This is a genomic window from Cedecea neteri, from assembly GCF_000757825.1.
GTDB classification, from domain to species: Bacteria; Pseudomonadota; Gammaproteobacteria; order Enterobacterales; family Enterobacteriaceae; genus Cedecea; species Cedecea selenatireducens.
In genome coordinates this window covers 2,700,757-2,727,492 of the sequence record NZ_CP009451.1, presented here as the reverse complement: position 1 = coordinate 2,727,492, position 26,736 = coordinate 2,700,757, and the positions used below count along the sequence as shown (strand labels likewise).

At 57.0% G+C, this 26,736-nt stretch carries 22 protein-coding genes and 1 pseudogene; 14 read left to right on the top strand and 9 right to left on the bottom strand.

Going from position 1 to position 26,736, the window contains the following annotated elements:
* The first annotated feature begins 194 nt into the window (after nucleotides 1-194).
* The 7 genes from JT31_RS12585 (at nucleotide 195) to dppF (ending at nucleotide 9,667) form a co-directional block, all read left to right on the top strand.
* Nucleotides 195-1,403: an MFS transporter gene (locus tag JT31_RS12585; RefSeq protein WP_038477493.1), complete on the top strand. Its 1,209-nt coding sequence runs from the start codon at nucleotides 195-197 to the stop codon at nucleotides 1,401-1,403.
* Between the two features lie 315 nt (nucleotides 1,404-1,718).
* Nucleotides 1,719-3,401, top strand: coding sequence for a kdo(2)-lipid A phosphoethanolamine 7''-transferase (gene eptB / locus JT31_RS12580; RefSeq protein ID WP_038477490.1), 1,683 nt, complete (start codon nucleotides 1,719-1,721; stop codon nucleotides 3,399-3,401).
* 618 nt (nucleotides 3,402-4,019) lie between these two features.
* Nucleotides 4,020-5,627 (top strand): dipeptide ABC transporter periplasmic-binding protein DppA, encoded by a 1,608-nt coding sequence (gene dppA / locus JT31_RS12575; RefSeq protein WP_038477487.1) that lies wholly within the window; start codon nucleotides 4,020-4,022, stop codon nucleotides 5,625-5,627.
* Between the two features lie 110 nt (nucleotides 5,628-5,737).
* Entirely contained in the window at nucleotides 5,738-6,757 is a 1,020-nt protein-coding gene (dppB, locus tag JT31_RS12570) for a dipeptide ABC transporter permease DppB (protein ID WP_038477484.1), read from the top strand.
* A gap of 9 nt (nucleotides 6,758-6,766) precedes the next feature.
* Complete coding sequence (gene dppC / locus JT31_RS12565) at nucleotides 6,767-7,669, top strand: dipeptide ABC transporter permease DppC (RefSeq protein WP_038477481.1); 903 nt, start codon at nucleotides 6,767-6,769, stop codon at nucleotides 7,667-7,669.
* A 10-nt stretch (nucleotides 7,670-7,679) separates the two neighbouring features.
* A complete protein-coding gene (gene dppD / locus JT31_RS12560; RefSeq protein ID WP_038477478.1) occupies nucleotides 7,680-8,663 on the top strand; it encodes a dipeptide ABC transporter ATP-binding protein in 984 nt (327 codons plus the stop codon).
* The gene (dppF, locus tag JT31_RS12555; protein ID WP_038477475.1) at nucleotides 8,660-9,667 is read left to right on the top strand and encodes a dipeptide ABC transporter ATP-binding subunit DppF; all 1,008 of its coding nucleotides are present in this window, start codon (nucleotides 8,660-8,662) and stop codon (nucleotides 9,665-9,667) included. The genes dppD and dppF overlap by 4 nt, the downstream gene beginning before the upstream one ends.
* Nucleotides 9,668-9,715: 48 nt before the next feature.
* Here dppF and JT31_RS24090 read toward each other — a convergent pair.
* Nucleotides 9,716-9,889, bottom strand: a pseudogene (locus JT31_RS24090) (addiction module antidote protein, HigA family); the annotation flags it as partial.
* Nucleotides 9,890-10,112: 223 nt separating this feature from the next.
* Here JT31_RS24090 and JT31_RS12545 point away from each other — a divergent pair.
* From JT31_RS12545 to ghrB, 5 genes are all read left to right on the top strand, one after another.
* Nucleotides 10,113-11,132 carry a LacI family DNA-binding transcriptional regulator gene (locus JT31_RS12545; RefSeq protein ID WP_038477472.1) on the top strand — a complete coding sequence of 340 codons (1,020 nt, stop codon included), beginning with the start codon at nucleotides 10,113-10,115 and terminating at the stop codon, nucleotides 11,130-11,132.
* 113 nt (nucleotides 11,133-11,245) lie between these two features.
* A complete protein-coding gene (locus JT31_RS12540; protein WP_038477469.1) occupies nucleotides 11,246-11,995 on the top strand; it encodes a sugar phosphate isomerase/epimerase family protein in 750 nt (249 codons plus the stop codon).
* A 2-nt stretch (nucleotides 11,996-11,997) separates the two neighbouring features.
* Nucleotides 11,998-12,933, top strand: coding sequence for a sugar kinase (locus JT31_RS12535; protein ID WP_038477466.1), 936 nt, complete (start codon nucleotides 11,998-12,000; stop codon nucleotides 12,931-12,933).
* 68 nt (nucleotides 12,934-13,001) lie between these two features.
* Nucleotides 13,002-14,285 carry an MFS transporter gene (locus JT31_RS12530; protein ID WP_038477463.1) on the top strand — a complete coding sequence of 428 codons (1,284 nt, stop codon included), beginning with the start codon at nucleotides 13,002-13,004 and terminating at the stop codon, nucleotides 14,283-14,285.
* 56 nt (nucleotides 14,286-14,341) lie between these two features.
* Nucleotides 14,342-15,316, top strand: a complete 975-nt coding sequence (gene ghrB / locus JT31_RS12525) for a glyoxylate/hydroxypyruvate reductase GhrB (protein ID WP_038477460.1) — start codon at nucleotides 14,342-14,344, stop codon at nucleotides 15,314-15,316.
* Nucleotides 15,317-15,386: 70 nt separating this feature from the next.
* Here the strand turns inward: ghrB and JT31_RS12520 are convergent, their stop codons facing one another.
* The gene (locus JT31_RS12520; protein WP_038483066.1) at nucleotides 15,387-16,097 is read right to left on the bottom strand and encodes a DUF3053 domain-containing protein; all 711 of its coding nucleotides are present in this window, start codon (nucleotides 16,095-16,097) and stop codon (nucleotides 15,387-15,389) included.
* Nucleotides 16,098-16,488: 391 nt separating this feature from the next.
* Between JT31_RS12520 and JT31_RS12515 the strand changes: the two genes are divergently transcribed.
* Nucleotides 16,489-16,776 (top strand): HTH-type transcriptional regulator, encoded by a 288-nt coding sequence (locus JT31_RS12515; protein ID WP_038477456.1) that lies wholly within the window; start codon nucleotides 16,489-16,491, stop codon nucleotides 16,774-16,776.
* Between the two features lie 65 nt (nucleotides 16,777-16,841).
* Here the strand turns inward: JT31_RS12515 and tcp are convergent, their stop codons facing one another.
* The 4 genes from tcp to JT31_RS12495 form a co-directional block, all read right to left on the bottom strand.
* Entirely contained in the window at nucleotides 16,842-18,503 is a 1,662-nt protein-coding gene (gene tcp / locus JT31_RS12510; protein ID WP_038477453.1) for a methyl-accepting chemotaxis citrate transducer, read from the bottom strand.
* A 171-nt stretch (nucleotides 18,504-18,674) separates the two neighbouring features.
* Nucleotides 18,675-20,744 (bottom strand): glycine--tRNA ligase subunit beta, encoded by a 2,070-nt coding sequence (gene glyS / locus JT31_RS12505; RefSeq protein ID WP_038477450.1) that lies wholly within the window; start codon nucleotides 20,742-20,744, stop codon nucleotides 18,675-18,677.
* A 9-nt stretch (nucleotides 20,745-20,753) separates the two neighbouring features.
* Nucleotides 20,754-21,665: a glycine--tRNA ligase subunit alpha gene (gene glyQ, locus JT31_RS12500; protein ID WP_038477447.1), complete on the bottom strand. Its 912-nt coding sequence runs from the start codon at nucleotides 21,663-21,665 to the stop codon at nucleotides 20,754-20,756.
* Between the two features lie 108 nt (nucleotides 21,666-21,773).
* A complete protein-coding gene (locus JT31_RS12495) occupies nucleotides 21,774-22,061 on the bottom strand; it encodes a YsaB family lipoprotein (protein ID WP_326979611.1) in 288 nt (95 codons plus the stop codon).
* Between the two features lie 200 nt (nucleotides 22,062-22,261).
* On the opposite strand from JT31_RS12495, the gene JT31_RS12490 reads away from it, so the two are divergent.
* Nucleotides 22,262-23,257, top strand: a complete 996-nt coding sequence (locus tag JT31_RS12490; RefSeq protein ID WP_038477445.1) for an acyltransferase — start codon at nucleotides 22,262-22,264, stop codon at nucleotides 23,255-23,257.
* On the opposite strand, the gene JT31_RS12485 is transcribed toward JT31_RS12490, so the two are convergent.
* The 3 genes from JT31_RS12485 to xylB all read right to left on the bottom strand — a co-directional run bounded on the left by JT31_RS12485 (nucleotide 23,254) and on the right by xylB (nucleotide 26,706).
* On the bottom strand, nucleotides 23,254-24,177 hold the full coding sequence (locus JT31_RS12485) for a GlxA family transcriptional regulator (protein WP_038477442.1): 924 nt from the start codon (nucleotides 24,175-24,177) through the stop codon (nucleotides 23,254-23,256). The two genes, JT31_RS12490 and JT31_RS12485, sit on opposite strands and share 4 nt — an antisense overlap.
* Nucleotides 24,174-24,716 (bottom strand): isochorismatase family protein, encoded by a 543-nt coding sequence (locus JT31_RS12480; protein WP_038477439.1) that lies wholly within the window; start codon nucleotides 24,714-24,716, stop codon nucleotides 24,174-24,176. The genes JT31_RS12485 and JT31_RS12480 overlap by 4 nt, the downstream gene beginning before the upstream one ends.
* A 535-nt stretch (nucleotides 24,717-25,251) precedes the next feature.
* Nucleotides 25,252-26,706 (bottom strand): xylulokinase, encoded by a 1,455-nt coding sequence (xylB, locus tag JT31_RS12475; RefSeq protein ID WP_038477436.1) that lies wholly within the window; start codon nucleotides 26,704-26,706, stop codon nucleotides 25,252-25,254.
* Nucleotides 26,707-26,736 lie beyond the last annotated feature (30 nt).

The window sequence follows — 26,736 nt, the reverse complement described above, 5'->3', positions numbered from 1 at the left end:
AGCAATCACGCACAATAGATTGATAGCAAGCACTAACCAACAGAACTCAACATGCATTGTGGAGGCCGTTCATACCGCCTCAGAGGCATTTCATTCCGTTCTCCACGCATTTCATGCCGTTTTTTCCTGGAATAAACGGCGCTTCGCTATCGTAGGCGGCAGATAACTTCCCTTAGATCCGCAGGACATCTGCCATGAACACTGCCACCTACAACCGTACTCGCTGGTTAACCCTCATCGGGACCATCATTACCCAGTTCGCACTGGGTTCCGTTTATACCTGGAGCCTGTTCAACAGCGCGCTGTCCCAGAAGCTGGACGCCCCTATCAGCCAGGTCGCCTTCTCCTTCGGCCTGCTGAGCCTGGGCCTCGCCATCTCCTCTTCCATAGCGGGCAAACTGCAGGACCGCTTCGGCGTGCGTAAGGTCACCATGGCGGCAGGCGTGCTGCTCGGTGCCGGTCTGTTCTTCACCGCGCACGCCAACAACCTGATGATGCTGTGGCTCACCGCAGGCGTACTGGTCGGCCTGGCCGACGGCGCAGGCTACCTGCTGACGCTGTCTAACTGCGTGAAATGGTTCCCGGAGCGCAAAGGCCTGATTTCTGCTTTCTCCATCGGTGCCTATGGCCTCGGCAGCCTCGGTTTTAAATATATTGATACCCATCTGCTGGCGGCCTACGGCCTCGAAAACACCTTTATGATTTGGGGCGGCCTGGCGATGGTCATGGTGCTGTTCGGCGCCACCATGATGAAAGATGCTCCGCTGCAGGAAACCAAAACCGCAAACGGCGCGGCGAAAACAGACTTCACCCTGGCGGAATCTATGCGTCAGCCACAGTACTGGATGCTGGCGCTGATGTTCCTGACCGCCTGCATGAGCGGCCTGTACGTTATCGGCGTAGCAAAAGATATCGCGCAGGGCATGGTGCGCCTGGATGCAATGTCCGCCGCCAACGCGGTGACCGTTATCTCAATTGCTAACCTGAGCGGCCGCCTTATCCTCGGTATTCTGTCCGATAAAATCGCCCGTATTCGCGTTATCACGATTGGCCAGGTGATTTCTCTGGTCGGTATGGCGGCCCTGCTGTTTGCCCCGCTGAACGAAATGACGTTCTTTGCGGCCATCGCCTGCGTTGCCTTTAACTTTGGCGGCACCATCACCGTTTACCCTTCTCTGGTCAGCGAATTCTTCGGCCTGAACAACCTGACTAAAAACTACGGCGTGATTTACCTGGGCTTCGGTATCGGCAGCATCTGCGGCTCCATCATCGCCTCGCTGTTTGGCGGCTTCTACGTCACCTTCTGCGTCATCTTCGCCCTGCTGATTCTCTCCCTGGCGATTTCCACCACGATTCGTCAGCCAGCCCGTACAGCGCTGAACCACAAACACGCACACGCCTGATTATTCCTGATAATCAGCAGATACAGCCGCCTACTCGGGCGGCTTTTTTTATTCCAGAAGCGCAGGTCAGGATTGGGCCACTGCCTACAAGTAAGGTAATTAACTCACCATCAAAGATCTGAGGCGCCAACTGTAAATAACGGGCCGGATCGTCACGTATCTGGATACATCCCTCTTATCCTGTGCTCTACTAGCCGCCGCTGAGTTTTGACGCGGAGATGAGATTTTTCTTTGAATTCACCCCTCATAGAGAACTACGCTCGAACCCCACGGTCTGATAAGCGCTAATATGTTTATATCGCCAGGATACCCTGCATGAATTACTTTAAGACAATGTCCCAGCAGAAATTATGTTTACTGCTCGGGGTCTACATTGGTTGGTTTTTAAATATTTCTGTTTTCTATCAACGCTTTGATAGCCGGGCACAGGTTTTCATCGCCTGGAAGGGCCTTGCCGCTGCAACTGAGTTTTTCGCCTGCCTGCTGGTGACGTTTTTCCTGTTCCGCCTGCTGTCGATTTTTGGCCGCAACCTCTGGCGCGTGCTGGCTACCTTTGTAGTGCTTTGCTCGGTGGCCGCCAGCTACTATATGACCTTCTTCAACGTGGTGATCGGCTACGGCATTATTGCCTCGGTGATGACCACTGATATCGACCTGTCTAAAGAAGTGGTGGGCTATCACTTCGCTATCTGGATGGTGCTGGTTAGCCTTATACCGCTGTATCTGATCTGGACGAACAGGTCACAAGATACGCTGCTTCAGCAGCTGAAAACCCCTGGCCAACGCATTAAAAACATCGCTATCGTCGTCTGCGCAGGCTTACTGGTTTGGGCGCCGCTGCGTACGCTGGGTGAAATACAGTCCAACGATGAGCGCGGCTCAACCACAGATATGGCAAGCTACGGCGGCGTCGTGGCGAGTTCCTATGTTCCGGTAAACTGGGTTTCCTCGCTGGGGCTGTTTGCCTGGGCACAGGCCGACGAATCTGACGGTAACGGTTCTCTGATGAACCCAACGAAAAAATTCACCTACGTCGCGCCGCCAGGCATGGATGACACCTACGTGGTGTTTATTATCGGCGAGACAACCCGCTGGGATCACATGGGCCTGCTCGGCTATGACCGCGACACCACGCCAAAACTCTCTAAAGAGAAAAACCTGGTCGCTTTTCGCGGCCAGTCCTGCGATACCGCCACTAAACTCTCGCTGCGCTGCATGTTCGTGCGCGAAGGCGGAGCTGAAGATAACCCTCAGCGAACCCTCAAAGAGCAGAATGTTTTTGCGGTCCTGAAACAGCTGGGCTTTAGCTCCGACCTGTACGCCATGCAGAGCGAAGTCTGGTTCTATAAAAATGCCATGCCGGACACCCTGGCCTTCCGCGAACAAATTGCCGCTGAGCCTCGTAACCGCGGTAAAACCGTGGACGATATGCTGTTAGTGGATGAGATGAAGCAGTCGCTCAATCGCAACCCCGATGGCAAACATCTTATTATCCTGCACACCAAGGGTTCTCACTTCTCCTACGCTCAGCGCTATCCGCGCAGCTTTGCGAAATGGACGCCTGAGTGCATCAACCTCGAAAAAGGTTGTTCAAAGGAACACCTGATCAACGCCTTTGATAACTCGGTGCTGTACATCGATACGATGATCGACAGCGTGATTGACCAGGTGCGCGATAAGAAGGCGATTGTTTTCTACGCCGCGGATCACGGTGAGTCCATCAGCGACTCAATGCACCTGCACGGCACGCCGCGAGCTATGGCTCCGCCAGAGCAGTTCCGCGTGCCGCTGATGATTTGGGCCTCGGACAAGTATCTGGAGAACCCAACGTTCGCCGAGTCCTTTAAACACCTGCAGGAACAGGCAAAAATGAAGGTGCCGCATCGCCACGTTGAGCTGTACGACACTATTCTCGGCTGCCTGGGGTATACCTCACCCAACGGCGGGATTAACCAGAACAACAACTGGTGTCACGTTCCAAATAAAGCCGTGAACTAACCGATTCACTGCGGCACGCATTTGAATAAAACACTCCGTATCGCGGGGTGTTTTATTCTCTTCAGCCCACGGGTTTATTCGCATCAGGTTCTGCTATTTTGGCCTCTGCCAGGCCACATTAAGTCATCGTGTTTGGTTATGGAAAACCGTGGTTTTTTGCGCCGTCGCTTATGATGGGAGACAGCATTTTCCGCTGTGAGCGATGCAGATCACAAAATAAATCGTGCAACAATTCATCATTTAACACAAAATTTTACCCATTCAAGGCAATCGATTCCCTCTGTAGGTTGCAAATTAATCAGTGTAATATTCTGGTAACAAGCCTGTAGCATAAATTTCCCTGCTGGAAATGACCCCTGAAGGTTTTTTTAATCTTTGCCCGCTAAATCCCACCTTGCTTGTAAATCCCCGTAACCTGTATTGACGTTTCCTTAATCTGTTGACAGATTGTAGGACGAGAGGAGCTATTTACGGACCGTCTGTGCTACCTCCATGCATGACTCGCGAAAGGAACTGCTAGCCTCACCACTGCCTCCGGGCACACCGTACCGACCACCCACAAATAACAATGGTCAGACGGTTACAAAACACAACACGACACATAATTGGAGCAGAATAATGAGTATTTCCTTGAAGAAGTCAGGGATGCTGAAATTTGGTCTGAGCCTGGTTGCCATGACCGTTGCAGCAAGCGTACAAGCCAAAACCCTGGTTTACTGTTCAGAAGGTTCCCCAGAGGGCTTTAACCCACAGCTGTTCACCTCCGGCACGACTTACGATGCCAGCTCCGTTCCAATTTATAACCGACTGGTAGAATTCAAAACCGGCACCACCGAAATCATCCCAGGCCTCGCTGAGAAATGGGACGTTAGCCCGGACGGCAAAACCTACACCTTCCACCTGCGTAAAGGCGTGAAGTGGCAGGACAATAAAGACTTCAAACCGACTCGTGATTTTAACGCCGACGACGTTGTGTTCTCCTTCGACCGTCAGAAAAACAAAGACAACCCGTACCACAAAGTTTCTGGCGGCAGCTATGAATACTTCGAAGGTATGGGCCTGCCTGACCTGATTACCGAAATCAAGAAAGTCGACGACAACACCGTGCAGTTCGTGCTGGCACGTCCAGAAGCGCCGTTCCTCGCGGACATGGCCATGGACTTCGCCTCTATTCTTTCTAAAGAATATGCCGACAACATGATGAAAGCCGGCACCCCGGAAAAAACCGACCTGAACCCAATCGGTACCGGCCCATTCCAGCTGCTGCAGTACCAGAAAGACTCCCGTATTCTGTATAAAGCCTTTGAAGGCTACTGGGGCGCCAAGCCGAAGATCGATCGTCTGGTCTTCTCCATCACCCCAGACGCTTCCGTGCGTTACGCCAAGCTGCAGAAAAACGAATGTCAGGTGATGCCGTTCCCGAACCCGGCTGACATCGCCCGCATGAAAGAAGACAAAAACATCAATCTGATGGAACAGGCCGGCTTGAACGTGGGCTACCTCTCCTTCAACACCGAGAAGAAGCCGTTTGACGACGTGAAAGTGCGCCAGGCGCTGACCTACGCGGTAAACAAAGAAGCGATCATCAAAGCGGTTTATCAGGGCGCGGGCACCGCGGCTAAAAACCTGATCCCACCAACCATGTGGGGCTACAACGATGACGTGAAGGACTACACCTACGATCCTGAAAAAGCGAAAGCGCTGCTGAAAGAAGCGGGCCAGGATAAAGGCTTCACCGTTGACCTGTGGGCTATGCCGGTACAGCGTCCTTATAACCCGAACGCTCGCCGCATGGCCGAGATGATTCAGGCTGACTGGGCGAAAGTGGGCGTGACCGCCAAAATCGTGACCTACGAGTGGGGCGAGTACCTGAAGCGTGCTAAAGCGGGCGAGCACCAGGCCGTAATGATGGGCTGGACCGGCGACAATGGGGATCCGGATAACTTCTTCGCGACCCTGTTCAGCTGTGCCGCGGCGAAAGACGGTTCTAACTACTCTCGCTGGTGCTACAAGCCGTTTGAAGACCTGATTCAGCCGGCTCGCGCAACCGACGACCACAACAAGCGTATTGAACTGTACAAACAGGCTCAGGTTGTGATGCACGATCAGGCGCCTGCGCTGATCATCGCTCACTCCACCGTGTTCGAGCCAGTGCGTAAAGAAGTCAAAGGCTACGTGGTCGATCCGCTGGGCAAACACCACTTCGAAAACGTGTCCGTCGAATAATAAAAGTTACGTGCTTTATTCCCTCTCCCTCAAAGGGAGAGGGGAAACATTTGTGAGCAATACAGACGGAACAGTTACCAGGCTTTCCGTCACTACAGAGAATCCGGGATATGCTGCAGTTCATCCTCCGACGACTGGGGTTAGTCATCCCCACGTTTATAGGTATTACCCTACTCACCTTCGCTTTCGTGCATATGATCCCCGGAGACCCGGTAATGATCATGGCCGGAGAGCGCGGTATTTCTCCTGAGCGCCATGCTCAGCTGCTGGCCGAGCTTGGTCTCGACAAGCCAATGTGGCAGCAATACCTCCATTACATTTGGGGCGTAATGCATGGCGATCTGGGTATTTCATTAAAGAGTCGCCTCCCGGTCTGGGACGAGTTCGTGCCACGCTTTAAAGCGACGCTGGAACTCGGCATCTGCGCGATGATGTTCGCCGTTGCCGTCGGTATTCCGGTCGGGGTACTTGCCGCCGTGAAGCGTGGCTCTATCTTCGACCACACCGCCGTGGGCCTCGCGCTGACCGGCTACTCCATGCCAATTTTCTGGTGGGGCATGATGCTCATCATGCTGGTCTCGGTGCACTGGAACCTGACGCCGGTTTCCGGGCGCGTGAGCGACACCGTGTTCCTTGATGACTCCCTGCCGCTCACCGGGTTTGCGCTGATAGACACCGCTATCTGGGGCGAGCCGGGCGACTTTATTGACGCCGTAGCCCACATGGTTCTGCCTGCCGTCGTGTTGGGCACTATCCCGCTGGCGGTTATCGTGCGTATGACCCGCTCCTCGATGCTGGAAGTGCTGGGCGAAGACTACATCCGTACCGCTCGCGCCAAGGGCCTGACGCGTATGCGCGTAATCGTGGTCCATGCGCTGCGCAACGCGATGCTGCCGGTGGTCACCGTAATCGGCCTGCAGGTCGGAACCCTGCTTGCGGGTGCCATCCTGACGGAAACTATCTTCTCCTGGCCGGGTCTTGGCCGCTGGCTCATCGACGCCCTGCAGCGTCGTGACTACCCGGTAGTCCAGGGCGGCGTGCTGCTGGTGGCGACGATGATTATCCTCGTCAACCTGCTGGTAGACCTGCTGTACGGCGTGGTGAACCCGCGTATACGCCATAAGAAATAAGGGGCCATCATGACGCAACTGACTGAAAACAAAGTGGTGGCAGCACCCAAGCCGATGACGCCTTTCCAGGAGTTCTGGCACTACTTCAAACGTAATAAAGGGGCGGTGATCGGCCTGGTGTACGTCGCCGTAATGATCTTCATCGCCGTGTTCGCTAACTTCATCGCGCCTCACGCGCCCGCAGAGCAGTTCCGCGACGCGCTGCTGCGCCCGCCGGTCTGGCAGGAAGGCGGCAGCTGGAGCTACATCCTCGGCACCGATGACGTGGGCCGCGATGTGCTCTCCCGCCTGATGTACGGCGCACGCCTGTCGCTGCTGGTCGGCTGCCTGGTGGTCGTCCTGTCGCTGGTAATGGGCATCGTGCTGGGCCTGGTCGCCGGTTACTTCGGCGGCGTGGTCGACAACATCATCATGCGCGTGGTCGATATCATGCTGGCGCTGCCAAGCCTGCTGCTGGCGCTGGTGCTGGTGGCTATCTTCGGCCCGTCTATCGGTAACGCCGCGCTGGCGCTGACCTTCGTTGCGCTGCCGCACTATGTGCGTTTAACCCGCGCTGCGGTGTTGGTGGAAGTTAACCGCGACTACGTCACCGCTTCCCGTGTTGCGGGCGCCGGTCCGGTTCGCCAGATGTTTGTGAATATCTTCCCGAATACCCTCGCGCCGCTGATTGTTCAGGCGTCGCTCGGTTTCTCGAACGCCATTCTCGATATGGCCGCCCTTGGCTTCCTCGGCATGGGTGCGCAGCCGCCAACACCTGAGTGGGGCACCATGCTCGCCGACGTGTTGCAGTTCGCGCAGAGTGCCTGGTGGGTTGTGACCTTCCCTGGGGTTGCGATCCTGCTGACGGTGCTGGCATTTAACCTGATGGGTGACGGTCTGCGTGACGCGCTCGATCCCAAACTGAAGCAGTAAGAGGTTCGAGATGGCGTTATTAAATGTAGATAAATTATCGGTGCATTTCGGCGACGAAGACGCACCGTTCCGTGCCGTTGACCGCATCAGCTATAGCGTGGATCAGGGGCAAGTTGTCGGCATCGTGGGGGAGTCCGGCTCCGGTAAATCCGTCAGCTCGCTGGCGATTATGGGGCTTATCGACTTCCCAGGCCGCGTAATGCCGGAAAAACTGGAGTTCAACGGCCGGGACCTGAAGCGCATTTCTGAGAAAGAGCGCCGCAACCTGGTGGGCGCCGAAGTGGCGATGATCTTCCAGGACCCGATGACCAGTCTGAACCCGTGCTACACCGTCGGTTTCCAGATTATGGAAGCCATTAAGGTGCACCAGGGCGGTAATAAGAAAACCCGCCGCCAGCGCGCTATCGACCTGCTGACGCAGGTGGGGATCCCCGATCCGGGTTCGCGCCTCGACGTTTACCCGCACCAGCTCTCCGGCGGGATGAGCCAGCGCGTGATGATCGCCATGGCGATTGCCTGTCGTCCTAAGCTGTTGATTGCCGATGAGCCGACCACCGCGCTCGACGTAACCATTCAGGCGCAGATCATCGAGCTGCTGCTGGAGCTGCAGCAAAAAGAGAACATGGCGCTGATCCTGATCACCCATGACCTCGCGCTGGTTGCCGAAGCCGCCCATAAAATCATCGTGATGTACGCAGGTCAGGTAGTGGAAGCGGGCTCGTCCCACGATATCTTCCGCGCGCCTCGCCACCCGTACACTCAGGCCCTGCTCCGTGCGCTGCCGGAATTTGCACAGGATAAAGCGCGTCTGGCCTCGCTGCCGGGCGTGGTACCGGGCAAGTACGACCGACCAAACGGCTGCCTGCTTAACCCGCGCTGCCCGTACGCCACCGACAAATGCCGCAGCGAAGAGCCGGAGCTCGCCATGCTGGCAGACGGGCGTCAGTCCAAATGCCACTACCCACTCGATGATGCCGGGAGGCCAACCCTATGAGTACCCAACAGGCCGCCGCGCAACCGCTGTTGCAGGCCATCGACCTGAAAAAACACTACCCGGTGAAGAAGGGCTTTTTCGCCCCTGAACGCCTGGTGAAAGCGCTGGATGGCGTGAGCTTCACCCTTGAGCGCGGTAAAACGCTGGCGGTCGTCGGCGAGTCCGGCTGCGGGAAGTCCACCCTTGGCCGCCTGCTGACAATGATTGAAGTCCCAACCGGCGGGGAGCTGTACTACCAGGGCCAGGATCTGCTGGTCCCGGACGTTTCAGCGGAAAAACTGCGCCGCCAGAAAATTCAGATCGTGTTCCAGAACCCGTACGGCTCGCTGAACCCACGTAAAAAAGTCGGGCAGATTCTGGAAGAGCCGCTGCAAATCAACACCAGGCTGAGCAAAGCCGAGCGCCGTGAAAAAGCGCTGGAAATGATGGCGAAAGTGGGTCTGAAAACCGAGCACTACGACCGCTATCCGCACATGTTCTCCGGCGGCCAGCGTCAGCGTATCGCTATCGCCCGCGGCCTGATGCTTGACCCGGACGTGGTGATTGCCGATGAGCCAGTGTCCGCGCTGGACGTGTCGGTTCGGGCGCAGGTGCTGAACCTGATGATGGACCTGCAGCAGGATTTGGGGCTGTCCTACGTGTTCATCTCCCACGACCTGTCGGTGGTGGAGCACATTGCCGATGAAGTGATGGTGATGTACCTGGGCCGCTGCGTGGAGAAAGGCAGTAAAGAGCAGATTTTCTCTAATCCACTGCACCCGTACACCCAGGCGCTGCTTTCCGCTACGCCACGTCTGAACCCGGACGAACGCCGCGAACGCATCAAGCTGACCGGCGAGCTGCCAAGCCCGCTGAACCCACCGCCGGGCTGCGCCTTTAACGCCCGCTGCAGCCGTCGCTTCGGGCCATGCACCCAGCTCCAGCCGCAGCTTAAGGATTACGGCAACGGCCAGCTGGTGGCGTGTTTCGCTGTCGATCAGGATGTGAACGGGGAACTGCGTTAATTTCCCCAACAGTAAAAAAAGAAAACCGACGTGAGAGCGTCGGTTTTTTTATATGCTCGCCTGAACCAGACGATGAAGGCGCGACGTATCCACAGACTTCTCGGCCTCAGCGAGGCTGAAAGCGCTCTGAATTTTCATCCAGACATCGGGCGAACTCCCAATGACGATAGAAAGCTTAAACGCCATTTCAGGCGTCAATGCGGCTTTTCCCGTTATGTTCCTCTATGCGCAACAAAAGAACCGCGCATCTGTGAAGGGTAAGCGGCAAGAATATGGGGAGCTGCGGCAGCCAAAAAGCTGCCATTGGCAAAGCAGGAATCCGTCTCGCAGAAACTCTTTTTTATTATTTCAGGTGTTCAACCAACGCAGCATAATGCTCGGCCATCGCCTTTCCCCCGCAAAAAAATATGTTACTCTCCGCTGGGTTACCCCTCTGGAGATGGCTATGAACGGCAAGGCAGCGCGCCCTACGATAAGCGATGTCGCAAAAGCGGCGAAGACCGGGAAGACCAGCGTCTCCCGCTACCTTAACGGCGAGCAAAACGCGCTGTCCGACGACCTCCTTGGCCGCATTGAGCGTGCCATTGCCGATCTCGATTATCGCCCAAGCCAAATGGCCCGCGGACTGAAACGAGGTCGTACCCGCCTCATCGGCCTGATCATTGCCGACATCACCAATCCCTATTCCGTCGACGTGCTTAGCGGCATAGAAGCCGCCTGCCGCGAGAAAGGCTTCACGCCGCTGGTGTGTAACACCAACAACGAAGTCGATCAGGAGCTGCACTATCTCGACCTGCTGCGCAGCTATCAGGTTGAGGGGATCGTGGTCAACGCGGTTGGGATGCGTGAAGAAGGGCTCAACCGCCTGCAGCAGTCCGCGCTGCCGATGGTGCTTATCGACCGTAAAATCCCAGGCTTTGCCTGCGACATGGTCGGGCTGGACAACATTCAGGCCGCAACCACCGCCACCGAACACCTCATCGAGCAGGGCTTCGAGGCGATGTTGTTCCTGAGTGAGCCGCTGGGCATGGTGAATACTCGCCATGAACGCTTACGTGCATTTCGTAGCACGCTTGAGCGCTATCCCGGCGTGATCGCCGAAAATGCCGAAACGCCGCTGCATGAGGCAGAGTTAATCGACAACACGCTGCGCCAGTTCCACACCCGCCACCGTGGGATGCGCAAAGCGGTTATCTCCGCCAACGGCGCACTCACCCTGCAGGTTGCCCGCTCTCTGCGCCGCATCGGCCTGAGCTGGGGCAGCGATATCGGCCTGCTGGGCTTTGACGAGCTGGAATGGGCAGAGCTTGCCGGCGTTGGCATTACCACCCTGAAGCAGCCGACCTGGCAGATAGGCTATGCCGCGCTGGAGCAGGTTGTGAGGCGCATTGAAGGTACCGCTGAAACCGTGCGTGAGCAGCTCTTTTCCGGCGAGCTTATCGTGCGCGGCTCCACCTCCCGCTAAATCTTTTGTTCGTGATGGCGCTCAAAAATTAGCACTGGCGTTCTTTTCTTTGGAACCGGTTCCATCTAGCGTAATAACATCGTTAGTTAGCTGTTATCGCCCTGGAGACCGCCATGTCGCGAAAAATTATCGTCGTCACCGCCGCCTACGGCCACGACCGCATTGCCGCCCTCGGCGGGCAGCAGGCCTTGCTGCCCATTATTGCCGAAGCAGGTGCCGACGGCGTAGAGATCCGCCGCGAACTGTTCACCTCCGCGCAGTTAGATTTTCTGTCGACGATGGCCGGTGAAATCACCCGGCACGGGCTGGAAGCCTGCTATTCCGCGCCAGAGCCGCTGTTCACGGGCGACGGCAAGCTGAATCCGCTGATCCCTTCGCTGTTACAGGAGGCTCATCAGCTGAACGCCCGCTGGCTCAAGCTCTCTCTCGGGCAGTTTAACCACGCCCGGATGTTCGACACGCTGAAGCAGTGGCTTAGCGAAAGCCCCGTCGCGCTGGTGGTGGAAAACGACCAAACCGACAGCGGAAAGCTGGCCCCAATGCAGCGCTTCCAGGCCGCCTGTGACGTTCACAACCTGCCGGTCACGCTCACTTTCGACATGGCAAACTGGCTATGGGTGGATGATTCCCCACAGCAGGCCGCGCACGCCCTGGCGCCTTCCGTCAGCTATATCCACGTGAAAACGGCAGTTGCCCACCATAACCACTACCGCGCCGTGGCGCTGGATGACGCCAGCTCTGACTGGAAAGGGCTGCTGAACATGCTGCCGGTGGATGCCCCACGCGGCATTGAGTTTCCGCTGGAAGGGCGAGACCTGGTCGCGGTAACCCGTCATTACGTCAATCTGCTACGCGAGGAGTAACCATGCATCAGCTGGATGTCATCACGATTGGTGAAGCGATGGCGATGTTCGTCGCCAGCGAAACCGGCGATCTGGCCGCCGCCGAACACTTTGTTAAACGCGCCGCAGGTGCCGAGCTGAACGTCGCCACAGGGCTGGCTCGCCTGGGCTTAAACGTCGGCTGGGTAAGCCGCGTAGGCAATGACTCCTTTGGCCGCTACGTGCTGCAACAGCTGGCGAAGGAAAACATCGATGCCCGCGCCGTCACCGTAGACGAGCAATACCGCACCGGCTTTCAGCTCAAATCCAAAGTCGAAGATGGAACCGATCCCATCGTGGAATATTTCCGCAAGGACTCCGCCGCCAGCCATCTGTCGGTGGCCGACTTCAACAGCGAATACTTTCTCTCGGCGCGCCATCTGCACCTGAGCGGCGTGGCGGCAGCCCTGTCAGGCACGTCGCTGGAGCTGCTGAATCACGCGGCAAAAACGATGAAGCAGCAGGGCAAAACGCTCTCCTTCGATCCTAACCTGCGCCCGGTACTGTGGCGCAGCGAAGCCGAAATGGTACAGCAGCTTAACCAGCTGGCCTTCCAGGCCGACTGGGTGCTGCCCGGCGTGAAAGAAGGCATCGTGCTCACCGGGCAAAACACCCCGGAAGGGATCGCCGATTTTTATCTTCATCATGGCGTAAAAGTCGTGGTGCTAAAAACCGGCGCGGACGGCGCCTGGTATAAAACCGCAGACGGCGAGAAAGGCGCGGTCGCGGCGGTAAAAGTAGACAACGTAGTGGATACCGTGGGTGCCGGAGACGGCTTTGCGGTCGGGGTGATAAGCGCCCTGCTGGAAGGGAAATCTTTGCATCAGGCCGTCAGCCGGGGCAACAAAATCGGCTCACTGGCGATACAGGTCATCGGTGACAGCGAAGGTCTACCGACCCGAAGCGCACTGGGCGAATAAACCCGACTCCATCGCTTTGTACCCTACAGACAAAGCGATACGGTTAACCTCAAGATAGAGGCACTCTCATGAAAAACCAGACAATCGCGCCGAAGCGCTGGTGGTACATCATGCCTATCGTGTTTATCACGTATAGCCTGGCTTACCTCGACCGCGCCAACTTCAGCTTCGCCTCCGCCGCGGGCATCAACGATGACCTCGGCATTACCAAAGGGATTTCATCCCTGCTGGGCGCGCTGTTCTTCCTCGGCTACTTCTTCTTCCAGATCCCCGGGGCGATGTACGCCGAGCGCCGCAGCGTGCGCAAACTTATCTTCGTCTGCCTGATCTTATGGGGCGGCTGCGCCTCGCTGACCGGCATGGTGAGCAACATTCCGATGCTGGCCGCCATTCGCTTTGTGCTCGGCGTGGTTGAGGCGGCGGTGATGCCGGCGATGCTGATTTATATCAGCAACTGGTTTACAAGGTCCGAACGTTCCCGCGCCAATACTTTCCTGATCCTCGGCAACCCGGTCACCGTGCTGTGGATGTCGGTGGTGTCCGGCTACCTGATTCAGGCCTTCGGCTGGCGCGAAATGTTTATCTTCGAGGGGATCCCGGCGGTTATCTGGGCTTTTGCCTGGTGGATGCTGGTAAAAGATAAACCTGCCCAGGTGGGCTGGCTGTCAGACGGTGAAAAATCTGCCTTGCAGGCACAGCTACAAAAAGAACAGGAAGGCATTAAAGCCGTGCGTAACTACGGTGAAGCCTTCCGGTCACGTAACGTGGTTATCCTGTGTATGCAGTACTTCGCCTGGAGCATCGGCGTGTACGGTTTCGTGCTGTGGCTACCGTCGATTATCCGCAGCGCGGGTGCGGCGGGCATGGGGATGGTGGAGGTCGGCTGGCTCTCTTCCGTACCTTACCTGGCCGCGACTATCGCGATGATCGCCGTCTCCTGGGCGTCGGACAAAATGCAAAACCGGAAGCTGTTCGTCTGGCCGCTGCTGCTGATTGGCGCGCTGGCGTTCCTGGGCTCATGGCTGGTCGGGGCCAACCATTTCTGGGTGTCCTATACGCTGCTGGTGATTGCCGGGGCAGCAATGTACGCCCCGTACGGCCCGTTCTTCGCCATTATCCCGGAGATGCTGCCGAAGAACGTGGCCGGCGGGGCGATGGCTTTAATCAACAGCATGGGTGCGCTGGGTTCTTTCGTCGGCTCCTGGTTTGTGGGCTACCTGAACGGCGCCACGGGCAGCCCGGCGGCGTCCTATGTCTTTATGGGGCTGGCGCTGCTCGCCTCGGTATGGCTTACTCTGATTGTTAAGCCTGCTAACCATCAACAAATACCGTCCGGCGCACATCACGCCTGACCCCGCGCCGGGCGATTTGTCGCCCGGTTCGCGTTTAACCGAAAACGGAGAATCTCATGAAGCCGTCCGTCATCCTCTACAAGGCGCTGCCTGATAACCTGCTGTCCCGACTTGAAAGCCACTTTACCGTCACCCAGCTTGACGATATCAGCCCGGAAACCGTGAAAGCGAACGCAGAGCTTTTTGCCAACGCGGAAGGTATCCTGGGCTCCGGCGGCAAAGTCGACGGCGCGTTTTTGGCCAATACGCCCAAGCTGCGTGCGGCTTCTACCGTTTCTGTCGGCTACGACAACTTTAACGTGGAGGCCCTGAACGAGCGCGGCGTGGTGCTGATGCATACGCCGACGGTGCTGACTGAAACGGTGGCCGACACCGCCATGGCCCTGATCCTCTCCAGCGCACGCCGCGTGGTGGAAGTCGCCGAGCGCGTGAAGGTAGGCGAATGGCAAAGCAGTATTGGCGCTGACTGGTTTGGTTTCGACGTGCACCATAAAACGCTCGGTATTCTGGGCATGGGACGCATCGGCCTGGCGCTGGCACAGCGCGCACACTTCGGCTTCAGCATGCCGATTCTGTACAACGCCCGTCGCCATCATAAAGAAGCGGAAGAGCGTTTTAACGCCCGCTATTGCGACCTGGACACCCTGCTGGCAGAGTCCGATTTCGTTTGTATCCTGCTGCCGTTAAGCGAAGAAACCCGCCACCTGATTGGCGCAGAGCAAATTGCGAAGATGAAATCCTCCGCCATTCTGATCAACGTCGGGCGCGGCCCGGTGGTTGACGAAAAAGCGCTGATTCAGGCGTTGGAAGAGGGGAAAATTCACGCCGCCGGGCTGGATGTTTTTGAGCAGGAACCGCTGCCGCTGGACTCCCCACTGCTCGGCATGCCAAACGTGGTGGCCCTGCCGCACATCGGCTCAGCCACCCATGAAACCCGCTATGGCATGGCAGAATGCGCGGTGGAAAACCTGATTACCGCGCTGACCGGCAAGGTGGAAGTGAACTGCGTGAACCCGCAGGTGCTGAAATAGTTCCGTATTAACGCCCATAAAAAAAGCGGAGTCGCCGTTAAGCGCTCCGCCTTTTCTTAGCTTACTAAATTTACTGCATTGCGGTCTGTGCCGCGCTCCAGGCCTGAGTAAACGCCTGATGCTGGGCAGACAGCGGACCAATCAGCGAGTTGTACTGGCTTGCCTGCTGGGAAGTCGGGAACTGAATACCGCCGTTAGCAAAGCCAACCTGAGTCCCCTGCTGAGCGATAAAATCACCCACCTGTACCAGCTGCTGGGTCAGGGTTTGCGCGGCTGGGATCAGCGGCGCCATGGCGTTCGCCGGGCCGGTCACCACTTTCTGGTAAACCTGGTAGTAAACGGTTTTCAGATCGTCAGGCTGTTTCAGCGCCGCAAGCGCGCCGTCGGCCTGCATTTTTGCATTTTGCACCTGCTGACCTAAGACGTTCAGCGAGCCGTTAGCCTGGCGCAGCGCGTCGCGCTGGGTCATATAATCCTGCGGCGCGCGGATGCTGTTCACGCTATCCACGACCGGCTTCATTCCTTCGTCCATTGCCTGGCTAACCTGCTGGGAGAAGCCGTACAGAATGGCGTAGTCGGAGACCAGCGGGCCAAACTGTTTTTTCTGATCGGACGTCAGCGTTGGCAGGCGATCGCCGCTACGCATAGCCGTGTTTTGCAGAAAATCGATGAACGCCTTACGCTGGTCGCCTTCTTTATCGAAGCAACCACTCAGGCTCACCACCATTAATAACGCCGCCAGCGGCGCAAACCAGCGAGACCAGGACTTACCTGTCGCCATCATTTCTACTCCTGTCACCAATGCACTACCTGGCAAATTGCCACCCAATAACGATGCTAAGAATAGTCCAACAGCCCTTCGCAAGATACCCTTTCGCAATAATCTCTTATGCTTCTTCCACGACGGAAGAAAGCGCGCGAAAAGCCCTGCGGGACAAAGGCTGGATTTGCTTGCTAAGGATTTGCATAACTATTTACACATTTATACTAACGCCCACCATCAGAAGCTTTTCAAACGCTTACTTCGACTGGGCATTCAGCTGAAACGCATAAGCATTTTTTTTCAGCACGTTTAGCCCCTAACGTGATCCTACGCACGCTTTAAATCCAGCTACAGTTAATAGGCTTCTTTGCGTTCACGTTCTCGCTGTGTGATTTATGAGGAGTTCTCAATGGAATATAAAGATCCAATGGTTGAGCTGCTTAGCAGTCTTGAGCAGATTGTTTTTAAAGATAATCAGGTCATTAGCCTGAGTCAGAAACCCAGCGCCTTCTCGGAGTTTGAGCAGCTACGTAAAAGTACCGGACTAAAAATCGATGATTTTGCTCAGGCGATGGGGGTTAGCGTCACGATGGTGCAGGAATGGGAGTCCAGACGACTCAAGCCCTCAAGCACCGAAATGAAATTGATGCGTCTGATTCAGGCCAATCCAGGCCTCAGTAAGCAGTTAATAAGCTAGAAAATCGTTGCTGCGTTTGAAAACAACCCCGCTATGATGCGGGGTTTGTCATTTTAGCGCCGGGATCAGAACGTTTCCCAGTTTGCATCGGCCGCCGACGCTGCCTGTGGTTTTAACATGGCCGGCTGAGGACGCAGTTTTTCCTGCACTGGCTCCACGCGACGCCCTCCGGCCTGCTGAAGCTGGAACACCGCCACAGCCTGACGCAGTTCGCTCGCCTGATCTTCCAGCGCTGCAGCGGCAGAAGCTGACTCTTCCACCAGCGAGGCGTTTTGCTGGGTCACGCTGTCCATCTCGGATACCGCCTGTGCCACCTGCTCAATGCCTTTGCTTTGTTCTTCGGAAGCGGAAGCAATTTCGCCCATAATGTCGGTCACACGGGTGACAGCCGAAACGATTTCCTTCATGGTCGCACCGGCTTCGCGAACCTGGCTTGAGCCGGTATCTATGCGCGATACCGAGTTTTCAATCAGCACTTTAATCTCTTTCGCGGCCTGCGCGCTGCGGCTGGCCAGCGTTCTGACCTCCCCCGCAACAACGGCAAATCCACGGCCCTGCTCGCCCGCACGGGCAGCTTCTACCGCGGCGTTAAGCGCCAGAATGTTGGTCTGGAAGGCAATACTGTCGATAACGCTGGTGATATCCACGATTTTGCCGGAGCTTTCGGCGATTTCGTTCATCGTGCTGACCACGCTATCGACCACTCGCCCGCCTTTCTGCGCGGTTTCGGAGGCGTTTTTCGCCAGACCGGTCGCCTGGCGCGCGTTGTCAGTATTCTGTTTCACGGTGGCGGTAAGCTGCTCCATACTGGCCGCCGTCTCTTCCAGGGCCGCCGCCTGCTGCTCGGTGCGGGAGGAGAGATCGCTGCTGCCGGCAGATATTTCGCTGGCGCCGGTGTAAATGGAATCGGCGTTGTCGCGCACCACGCTCACGGTCTTCGCCAGCGACTGCTGCATGGATTTAAGCCCGGCAGACAGGCGGCTCATTTCGCTGCGCCCTTCGGCGTCGATAGTGCGGGTTAAATCCCCTTCCGAGATAGCCTGAATGTGCCCCATCGCGGTTTTTAGCGGCCACAGCAGCACGCGCTGCAGGCCCAGCCAGATAACCACCAGCGCGGCGATAACAATCAGCAAAATGGTGCCCAGCGTCCAGAGCATACCGGTATAGCTGCTTTGGTTCTGCGCGCTGGCGGCCTTCAGCAGACGGGTGTTTTGGGTCAGCCACTGGCCATAAACGGCTTTGAAATCGTCCTGAGCCTGCTGGGCATCAAGGTTGCCGTAGGCCTGGTAGTTATCGGCCTTCAGGAACTGAATGGACTGCGCCATGACGTCATGCATTTGCTTAAAGCTGGCGGCCGCTTTGTCATCAATGGCTTTGTCCTGGCCCGGCACATCGTCGGAATCCATGTAGTTGCTGAACTGCTTTTGCGCCTCGACCAGCAGCCCGCCAGCATTCGTCAGCAGCTTGTTCATCGCCTCCAGCGAGGCAGGATCGCGCTGATTTTTCAGGACACGAATCGCCACGCGGTTGATGGTGACGCGGGTTTCAACCAGCGTCTGGAAGCTGCCGCCAAGCTGCTGTTGCTGGTAGTTAAGCAGGCCGGTATTTTGGAAGTTAAGGCGATCGCTGCTGACGGAGGAGAAGAACAGAGCCCCGGTCACCAGCAACAACACGCTGAAAATCCCGAGCGTAGTCACGATGCCGGTAATAACTTTGATATTTTTCATAGCGCCGAACGTTCCTGAAGTAGTGGCCGATATGAGATATATCGGTTCGGCGCAGATTTACCTTATCGACCCTGGCGCGACTTTTTGTTAATCCATTGATATTTGAAAGTAAAAAAATTAATAAAAAAACCCGCCGAAGCGGGTTTCTGAAGGTGTATAGCTTTTAAACCATTACTGCAACAGGGAGATATCCGCCACCTGCAGGAACAGCTCGCGCAGCTTGGTCAGCAGCGTCAGGCGGTTAATACGCAGATCTTTATCTTCCGCGTTAACCATTACCTTGTCGAAGAACTCATCCACCGGCTCGCGCAAATTGGCCAGCTCTTCCAGGGCTTCCTGGTAACGGCCTTCGGCGAAGTACGGCTGCAGCTTATCGCGCAGCACAACCACGTTAGTCGCCAGGCGAATTTCTTCGGCCTCTTTCAGGACAGAAGCATGCACGATGTCGTTCAGCACTTCATCGGACTTGGCAAGAATGTTGGACACACGCTTGTTAGCCGCCGCCAGAGACGCCGCCGCTTCCAGAGTACGGAAGTGGGAAACCGCCTTCATGCGGGCGTCGAAGTCCGCCGGTTTGGTTGGACGACGCGCCAGCACCGCCTGGATGGTGTCAACCGCGTGGCCTTCTTCCTGATACCAGGCGCGGAAGCGGCCCAGCATAAAGTCGATAACCTCATCCACCACGTTGGTGTTGGTCAGCTTGCTGCCGTAGAGGCGAACCGCTTCTTCGGTCAGGGTCTGCAGATCCAGCGGCAGGTTTTTCTCAACGATAATGCGCAGCACGCCCAGCGCGGCACGGCGCAGCGCGAACGGGTCTTTATCGCCTTTCGGATGCTGACCAATGCCGAAGATGCCCGCAAGGGTGTCCATCTTGTCGGCAATCGCCACCGCACAGGCCACCAGGTTAGACGGCAGTTCATCGCCCGCAAAGCGAGGCTGATACTGCTCGTTTAGCGCAACCGCTACGTCTTCCGCTTCGCCGTCGTGACGTGCGTAGTGCATGCCCATGATGCCCTGGGTATCGGTAAACTCGAACACCATGTTGGTCATCAGGTCACACTTGGACAGCAGGCCAGCGCGGGTTGCATGATTCACGTCTGCGCCAATCTGGCCCGCAATCCAGCCTGAAAGCGCTTCGATGCGGTTAGTTTTGTCGCGCAGGGTGCCCAGCTCTTTCTGGAACAATACGGTTTCCAGACGCGGCAGGTTATCTTCCAGACGCTTTTTGCGGTCGGTATTGAAGAAGAACTCGGCGTCCGCCAGGCGCGGGCGAACCACCTTCTCGTTACCGGAAATGATCTGCACCGGGTCTTTCGACTCGATGTTCGTCACGAAGATGAAGTTTGGCAGCAGCTTGCCGCTGTTGTCGTAAACCGGGAAGTACTTCTGGTCACCCTTCATGGTGTAAACCAGCGCTTCGGCAGGCACGGCCAGGAATTTCTCTTCGAACTTCGCGGTCAGCACCACCGGCCATTCCACCAGCGAGGTGACTTCTTCCAGCAGGCTTTCGCTCAGGTCCGCGTTACCGCCAATTTTACGGGCGGCTTCTTCAGCATCACGTTTGATGGTGGCTTTACGCGCTTCGTAATCAGCGATGACCTTCCCGCGTTCCTGCAGGACTTGAGGGTACTGGTCGGCATTGTCGATGGTGAATTCCGGCTCGCCCATAAAGCGGTGGCCGCGAATCACGCGATCGGACTGAATGCCCAGAATAGTGGCAGGGATCAGCTCGTCACCCAGCAGCAGCGTCACGGTGTGAACCGGGCGCACGAACTGAATGTCGGACGCGCCCCATCGCATCAGTTTTGGAATCGGCAGCTTCGCCAGAGAAGTGGCGATCATGTTCGGCAGCAGTGCCTGCACGCTTTCGCCCTTCACGTGGGCGCGGTACATCAGCCATTCGCCTTTGTCGGTCGCCAGACGCTCGGCCTGGTCAACGGTAATTCCGCAGCCACGAGCCCAGCCTTCGGCGGCTTTGCTTGGTTTGCCTTCGGCGTCAAACGCCGCAGACACCGCAGGGCCGCGTTTTTCGACTTCGCGATCCGGCTGAGAAGCCGCCAGGTTAGCGATTTTCAGCGCCAGGCGACGCGGAGCAGCAAACCATTTTACTTCGCCGTGGGCGATGTTGGCCGCATCCAGCTCGGCGGTAACGTTAGCAGCGAAGGATTCAGCCAGGCTGCGCAGGGCTTTTGGTGGCAGCTCTTCAGTGCCGATCTCCACCAGAAAAGTTTTTTCAGACATGGCGGCCTCTTAGTTGTTCTTATTACACATCGGGAAGCCAAGCGCTTCACGAGAAGCGTAGTAGGCTTCGGCCACGGCTTTGGTCAGGGTGCGAATGCGCAGAATGTAGCGCTGGCGCTCGGTCACGGAAATGGCCTTGCGCGCATCCAGCAGGTTAAAGCTGTGAGCGGCCTTCAGAATACGTTCGTAGGCCGGCAGCGGCAGCGGAGTTTCCAGCGCCAGCAGCTGCTGCGCTTCTTTCTCGTACTGCTCGAAGCAGGTGAACAGGAAGTCCACGTCGGCGTATTCGAAGTTATAGGTGGACTGCTCCACTTCGTTCTGGTGGAACACGTCGCCATAGGTAGTTTTACCCAGCGGGCCGTCGCTCCACACGAGGTCGTAAACGCTGTCTACGCCCTGAATGTACATCGCAAGACGCTCTAAACCGTAGGTGATTTCGCCGGTCACCGGCTTACACTCCAGGCCGCCAACCTGCTGGAAGTAGGTGAACTGCGTCACTTCCATGCCGTTAAGCCACACTTCCCAGCCAAGGCCCCATGCGCCAAGCGTTGGGTTTTCCCAGTTATCTTCCACGAAGCGAATGTCATGAATCGTTGGATCCATACCCAGCTCTTTCAGAGACCCGAGGTACAGCTCCTGAATGTTGTCCGGGGAAGGCTTAATCACCACCTGGAACTGATAGTAGTGCTGTAAACGGTTCGGGTTTTCGCCATAGCGGCCATCGGTAGGACGGCGGGACGGCTGCACGTAAGCGGTGGCCATTGGCTCCGGGCCTAAGGCACGCAGGCTGGTCATCGGGTGAGAGGTGCCTGCGCCTACTTCCATGTCCAAAGGTTGAACAATGGTGCAGCCCTGGCGAGCCCAGTAGTCCTGTAAGGTCAGGATCAGGCCTTGAAAGGTCTTGGTATCAAACTTTTGCATGTTGAATTCGCACGCGTTCGGTGGATTTAAGAGAAGCGGCCAGTATATACGCAAACGCGGTCGAGTTGTATCAACACGGCAACGGAACGGCCGTGAGCGGGAAAGGCGTCAGGTTGTTGCCCGTTGGTTGAGGTTTTCGCGGCTGGAAAGGTGTGAAAATTGACCACTTTCGTCAAACGAACAGGTAAATCCCTCTTTGCGGGTGGTGCTGCCCATCATTTCATAGCTGGCCTGGTACTGTTTAAATTCAGACAGGTTGATGCGCTGCGGCTGCGTGTTGTAGCGGTACGCGGCCTGGTTTTTACAGGCAAGCTCCATCGTCCCGGTATGAACAATCGGCCGACGCTCTTTTGCCGACTGGCTTTCCTGCTGTGGCGCGCTGCAGGCGCTGAGCATGAGCGCGAAAAAAGCGCTTAAGAGGAGTCTATTTTTTCTTTCTGCCATCATCATTTGCTACCAGTGCGTTAAACTCGGTTTCTTATTCATACTCCCCGTGGAGTCCGGCATTTTGCGAAGCCGTCGCGGGGATAGCAAGATGCGCGGAGCAAACTCAGACATTTCCGGGCGCAGGTACACAAGCGGCTTCAGGGGAACGAATGCAGCAAAAAATAAACTGGATTGATAACCTTCGGGGCATTGCCTGCCTGATGGTGGTTATGATCCACACCACGACCTGGTACATCACCAACCCACATACCGTGACCGCTTTTAGCTGGGATTTTTCAAACGTTCTGAACTCGGCTTCACGCGTCAGCGTGCCGCTGTTTTTCATGATTTCCGGGTATCTGTTTTTTGGCGAACGCAGCGCGCAGCAGCGCCATTTTCTACGCATAGCCAGCTGCCTGCTGTTTTATAGCGCCATTGCGCTGCTCTATATCTGGCTGTTTACCCCGATAAGCATCGGCCTTGCGCTGCGCTACATCCTGGTAAAACCGGTGTTCTATCACCTGTGGTTTTTCTTCGCGATTATGGTGATATACCTGCTTTCGCCGCTGATACAGGTGAAGAAGGTCAGCGCGGTGACAATCCTTGGGTTGATGGTGCTGCTCGGCGTGGTGGCCAACCCCAACACGGTGCCGCAGACGCTGGGCAATATGCGCTGGCTGCCCGTTAACCTCTACATTAACGGCGACACCTTTTATTACGTGCTTTACGGCCTGCTAGGCCGGGCGATTGGCATGTTCGATACCCAAAGAAAAGGCGTGAGCGGCCTGGCAGGCGGCCTGTTCGTGATTTGCGTCATGTCGATTGCGCTGGGCACCCACCGGCAGTTGGAAATCAACCAGAACTTCGCCGAAACCTTCTACGTGTATTGCGGCCCGCTGGTGTTTATTGCCGCCATCAGCCTGCTGGTCGTGGCGAAGAACTGCCTGAACCAGCGCCCGCTGCCCGGCCTGACGTTTATTTCGCGCTACTCGCTGGGCATTTACGGGTTTCATGCGCTGATCATTCATTATTTGCGCACACACGATATCCAACTGACCCACTGGCCGGTGCTGGATATTCTGTGGATTTTCGGCGCAACGCTGGCAGGCAGCCTGCTGCTGGCCGTTGGCGTTGGAAAACTCGACCGCAAAAAACTGGTTAGCTAAGCGCCACGCATTCTGCCCCGTGCCCGATGCAGCTGGCGCGGGGAAGAAAATCCTGCGGCGCTGGCGGCCTGCTCGAGGCGCTGCCCCTGCTGTAGCCGTTGCTCCGCCACCGCAAGCCGCAGCTGTTCCAGATAGTCGCGCACGGAAATCCCCAAATGCTGCTGAAAAAGGCGGGATAAGTGCCGCGGGCTGACGTGAACCCGGTCGGCAATTTCCGGTACCGGCCAGGGCGTTTCAGGAGATGCGGCAAGAAGATCCTGCGCACGGTGCACGGCGGGATGAATATGATTCCGGTAGCGAAGCCAGGGTGAAAGCTGCGGGTCGTCGCCCGAGCGGCGGAACCAGACCACCATCTCTCTGGCTACCTCCAGCGCTACCCTCGGGCCGCAGTAGCGGTTAATCAAATGCAGGGAAAGATCGATCCCGGAGGTTATCCCGGCGCTGGTCCAAATCCCCCGGTCTTCAACAAAAATCCGGTTGTCTTTGACCTGTGCGCCGGGGGCCGCCGCTTTCAATCGCTCAAGGACGTCATGATGCGTTGTGCACTGAATACCGTGCATCAGTCCCGCTCGTGCCGCCAGCAGTGCCCCGGAGCACACGCACATCAGGTTAAGCTGCTGGCTGTGAATTTGCGGCTGCAGGCGGGTTAACCAACGCCGGACTTCTTCCGCCTGCGGCGTGGCAAAAAAACGGTTTGAATCGTACACGCCGGGCAGCATCAGCAGGCTCCCGGGGGGAAGGTTTTCAGGTAGCGGCTGAATGCCGCTGAAGGTCAGGCCAATGGAGGTTTCAACCTGGGGGTCTGGCCCAATGTAGTGCAGATCAAACGCGTTCTTCGCCAGCCCCAGCGTTTCCGCCGGGCCGCTCAGATCGAGGGACAATATCCCCGGCAGCACCACAAACCAGACCCCAATACTCATTCCAGCGACTCCAGACACTCGGCTACGGTTTGTATTTCGGCGAACCGCCCGGCCAGCACGGTTTCAGTGCGGTGGCGCAGGGTGGCGGAGTCCAGCGTAACGCCTTTCCAGGTCATCGGGAAGGTGAGCATGGCTTCGCTCACGAAAGAAACCCGGTAACCCAGGTCAGAGGCAACGCGCGCGGTGGTTTCACAGCATTGCTCGGTGCGGATCCCACAGATAATCAGGTGGTTGATGTCTCGGGTACGGAGCCAATGATCCAGCCCGGTATCGGTAAACGCGTTATGAACGTGTTTCTGGAAACTGACCGCTGCCTGATGCTGCAAAAACGGCATCGGCGTAACAAACCCGGATTTCAGCGAAAAAACATCATCTTCATCCACGTGGAAGATATCCACCACCGGTATGCCCTTCTGCTGGCAGCCGGCAATAAGCGCCAGCATCGCCTGCTGAAACGCAGGCACATCATCCTCTTGCCAGTAATTCCGGTGGAAGAAAGACCGTTGGGTATCAATATTGATCAGCGCGGCACGTGACATATTCGGACTCCTCATTGGTTTGCTTAAAACCATTCTGGCAGGGGATTCCGCAAGCGCTGATACCAAAAAAGGACAGGATGGTGTTGGTTTGAGACGACGATCTTCACTCATTCTAAATGGCTGTCTTTTAGCCCAAAATACGTTCTATGAACGATGGACTTAGGTTCCGTTCACTTCTAGCCCTGCTTTATATGTCATCACAGAGACGGTGAACGTCTCGGTGGAGTCACCGTCACTCCCCCGAGGCCCCGGACTCCCGGCCAAATAAATCGCCGCAAGCGGTAAACCTCAGCTTTATCTCCCAGTCCTGGGTCGCCTGAGATGCGTTCCCGACGCTCTCAGCCTCCGGCCGTTCCCGACGGCCGGACCCCGGCCAGTCGGAGAGAAAACTGAGGCGATTTAAGCCGGAACCGAGCCTCGCTTTTGACCCAAATCCATTCTGAAAGTCATTGTTGCTTCAAGTCCTACAGCCACGCCCTTACTCCTGGAAACAGGGCTTCTTTGCACGCCTTCTCCCTCACTGGGAAAACGGCTATCAGGACATCAGCGGCAACAGCTGCTGATAAATCTGGTTAAACACCTGACGCCGCCCGGCGTAGCGCTGATGCCGGGCAAAATCTGGCTGATGCCTTTGCTCGAGAGGCAGCTGGGGCAGCAGCGACTGCAAAGGCTGCCCCGGTGAGAGCGCGATTTGCGCCAGGCGAGCTGCACCCAGAGCAGGCCCAACGTCGCCGCCTGTGCGGTAGTCCAGCACCTGACCGCTGATATCGGCCAGCATTTGCCGCCAGTACGGGCTGCGAGCACCCCCGCCAATCAGCGTGACGCTGTCGGGCGTAATGCCGCATTCATGCACAACGTCCATGCCGTCCGCCAGCGCGTAGCCCACGCCTTCCAGCACCGCACGGGCAAGCTCGGCGGGGCCATGTTGATGGGTCAGGCCAAAAAAGGTGCCTTTAGCCTGAGGATTGTTGTGCGGGGTTCGTTCGCCGGAAAGATAGGGCAGAAACCAAATAACGCCCGCCTCCGGGTTAGCCTGTTCCGCCGCCGCCAGCAGGGCCGGAACGCTCCCCAGACCGGTGAGTTTTGCCGCCCAGTCAAGGCAGGAAGCCGCGCTGAGCATGACCGACATCAGGTGCCAACGGTTGGGTAACGCATGGCAAAAACTGTGTACCGCGCTTTCCGGCTTACTGCGAAAACCGTCGCTTACGGCGAAATAGACGCCGGAGGTGCCGAGCGAGAGCATGGCCTGCCCGGCGTCTACCATCCCGACGCCGATAGCCCCGGCGGCATTATCCCCGCCGCCAGCCACCACGGGCACCGCAGGCATATTCCAGCTTTCAGCGACATCGCGCTTCAGCACGCCGGTGATTTCGCTGCCCTCGAACAATTCGGGCATATGCTGGCGAGAAAGGCGGCAGGCGTCGAGCATCGTGTCGCTCCAGTCGCGCTTTGCCACATCCAGCCACATCGTGCCCGCCGCGTCGGACATATCGCTGGCAAATTCCCCGGTCATCCTCAGGCGCAGGTAGTCCTTCGGCAGCAGCACTTTATTGATTTGCGCAAAGATATCCGGCTCGTGGCGCTCGACCCACAGCAGCTTCGGTGCGGTAAAGCCCGGCATCATCAGGTTGCCGGTTATGGCTCTTGCCTCTTCAACGTTACTTTCCAGCAGCGCACATTCTTCGCCGCTGCGGCCATCGTTCCAAAGAATGGCCGGGCGAAGCACGCGCTGTTTGCTGTCCAGTAACGTCGCACCATGCATCTGGCCGGCAAGCCCAATCGCCTTTACGCCGCTAAAAGAACGTTCCGCCCCTAGCGCGCGCATCGCGCGGTCTGTGGCCTGCCACCAGTGTTCGGGATCCTGCTCGGACCAAAGGGAGTGAGGCCGGGAAACGGTCAGCGACTCGCTGTGTGCAGCCACCACCTCGCCTGCTTCGCTCAGCAGGATTACCTTCACGCCCGACGTGCCAAGATCGATGCCGATATACATGGTAGCTCCTTAATATCGCGCCGCTTTTCG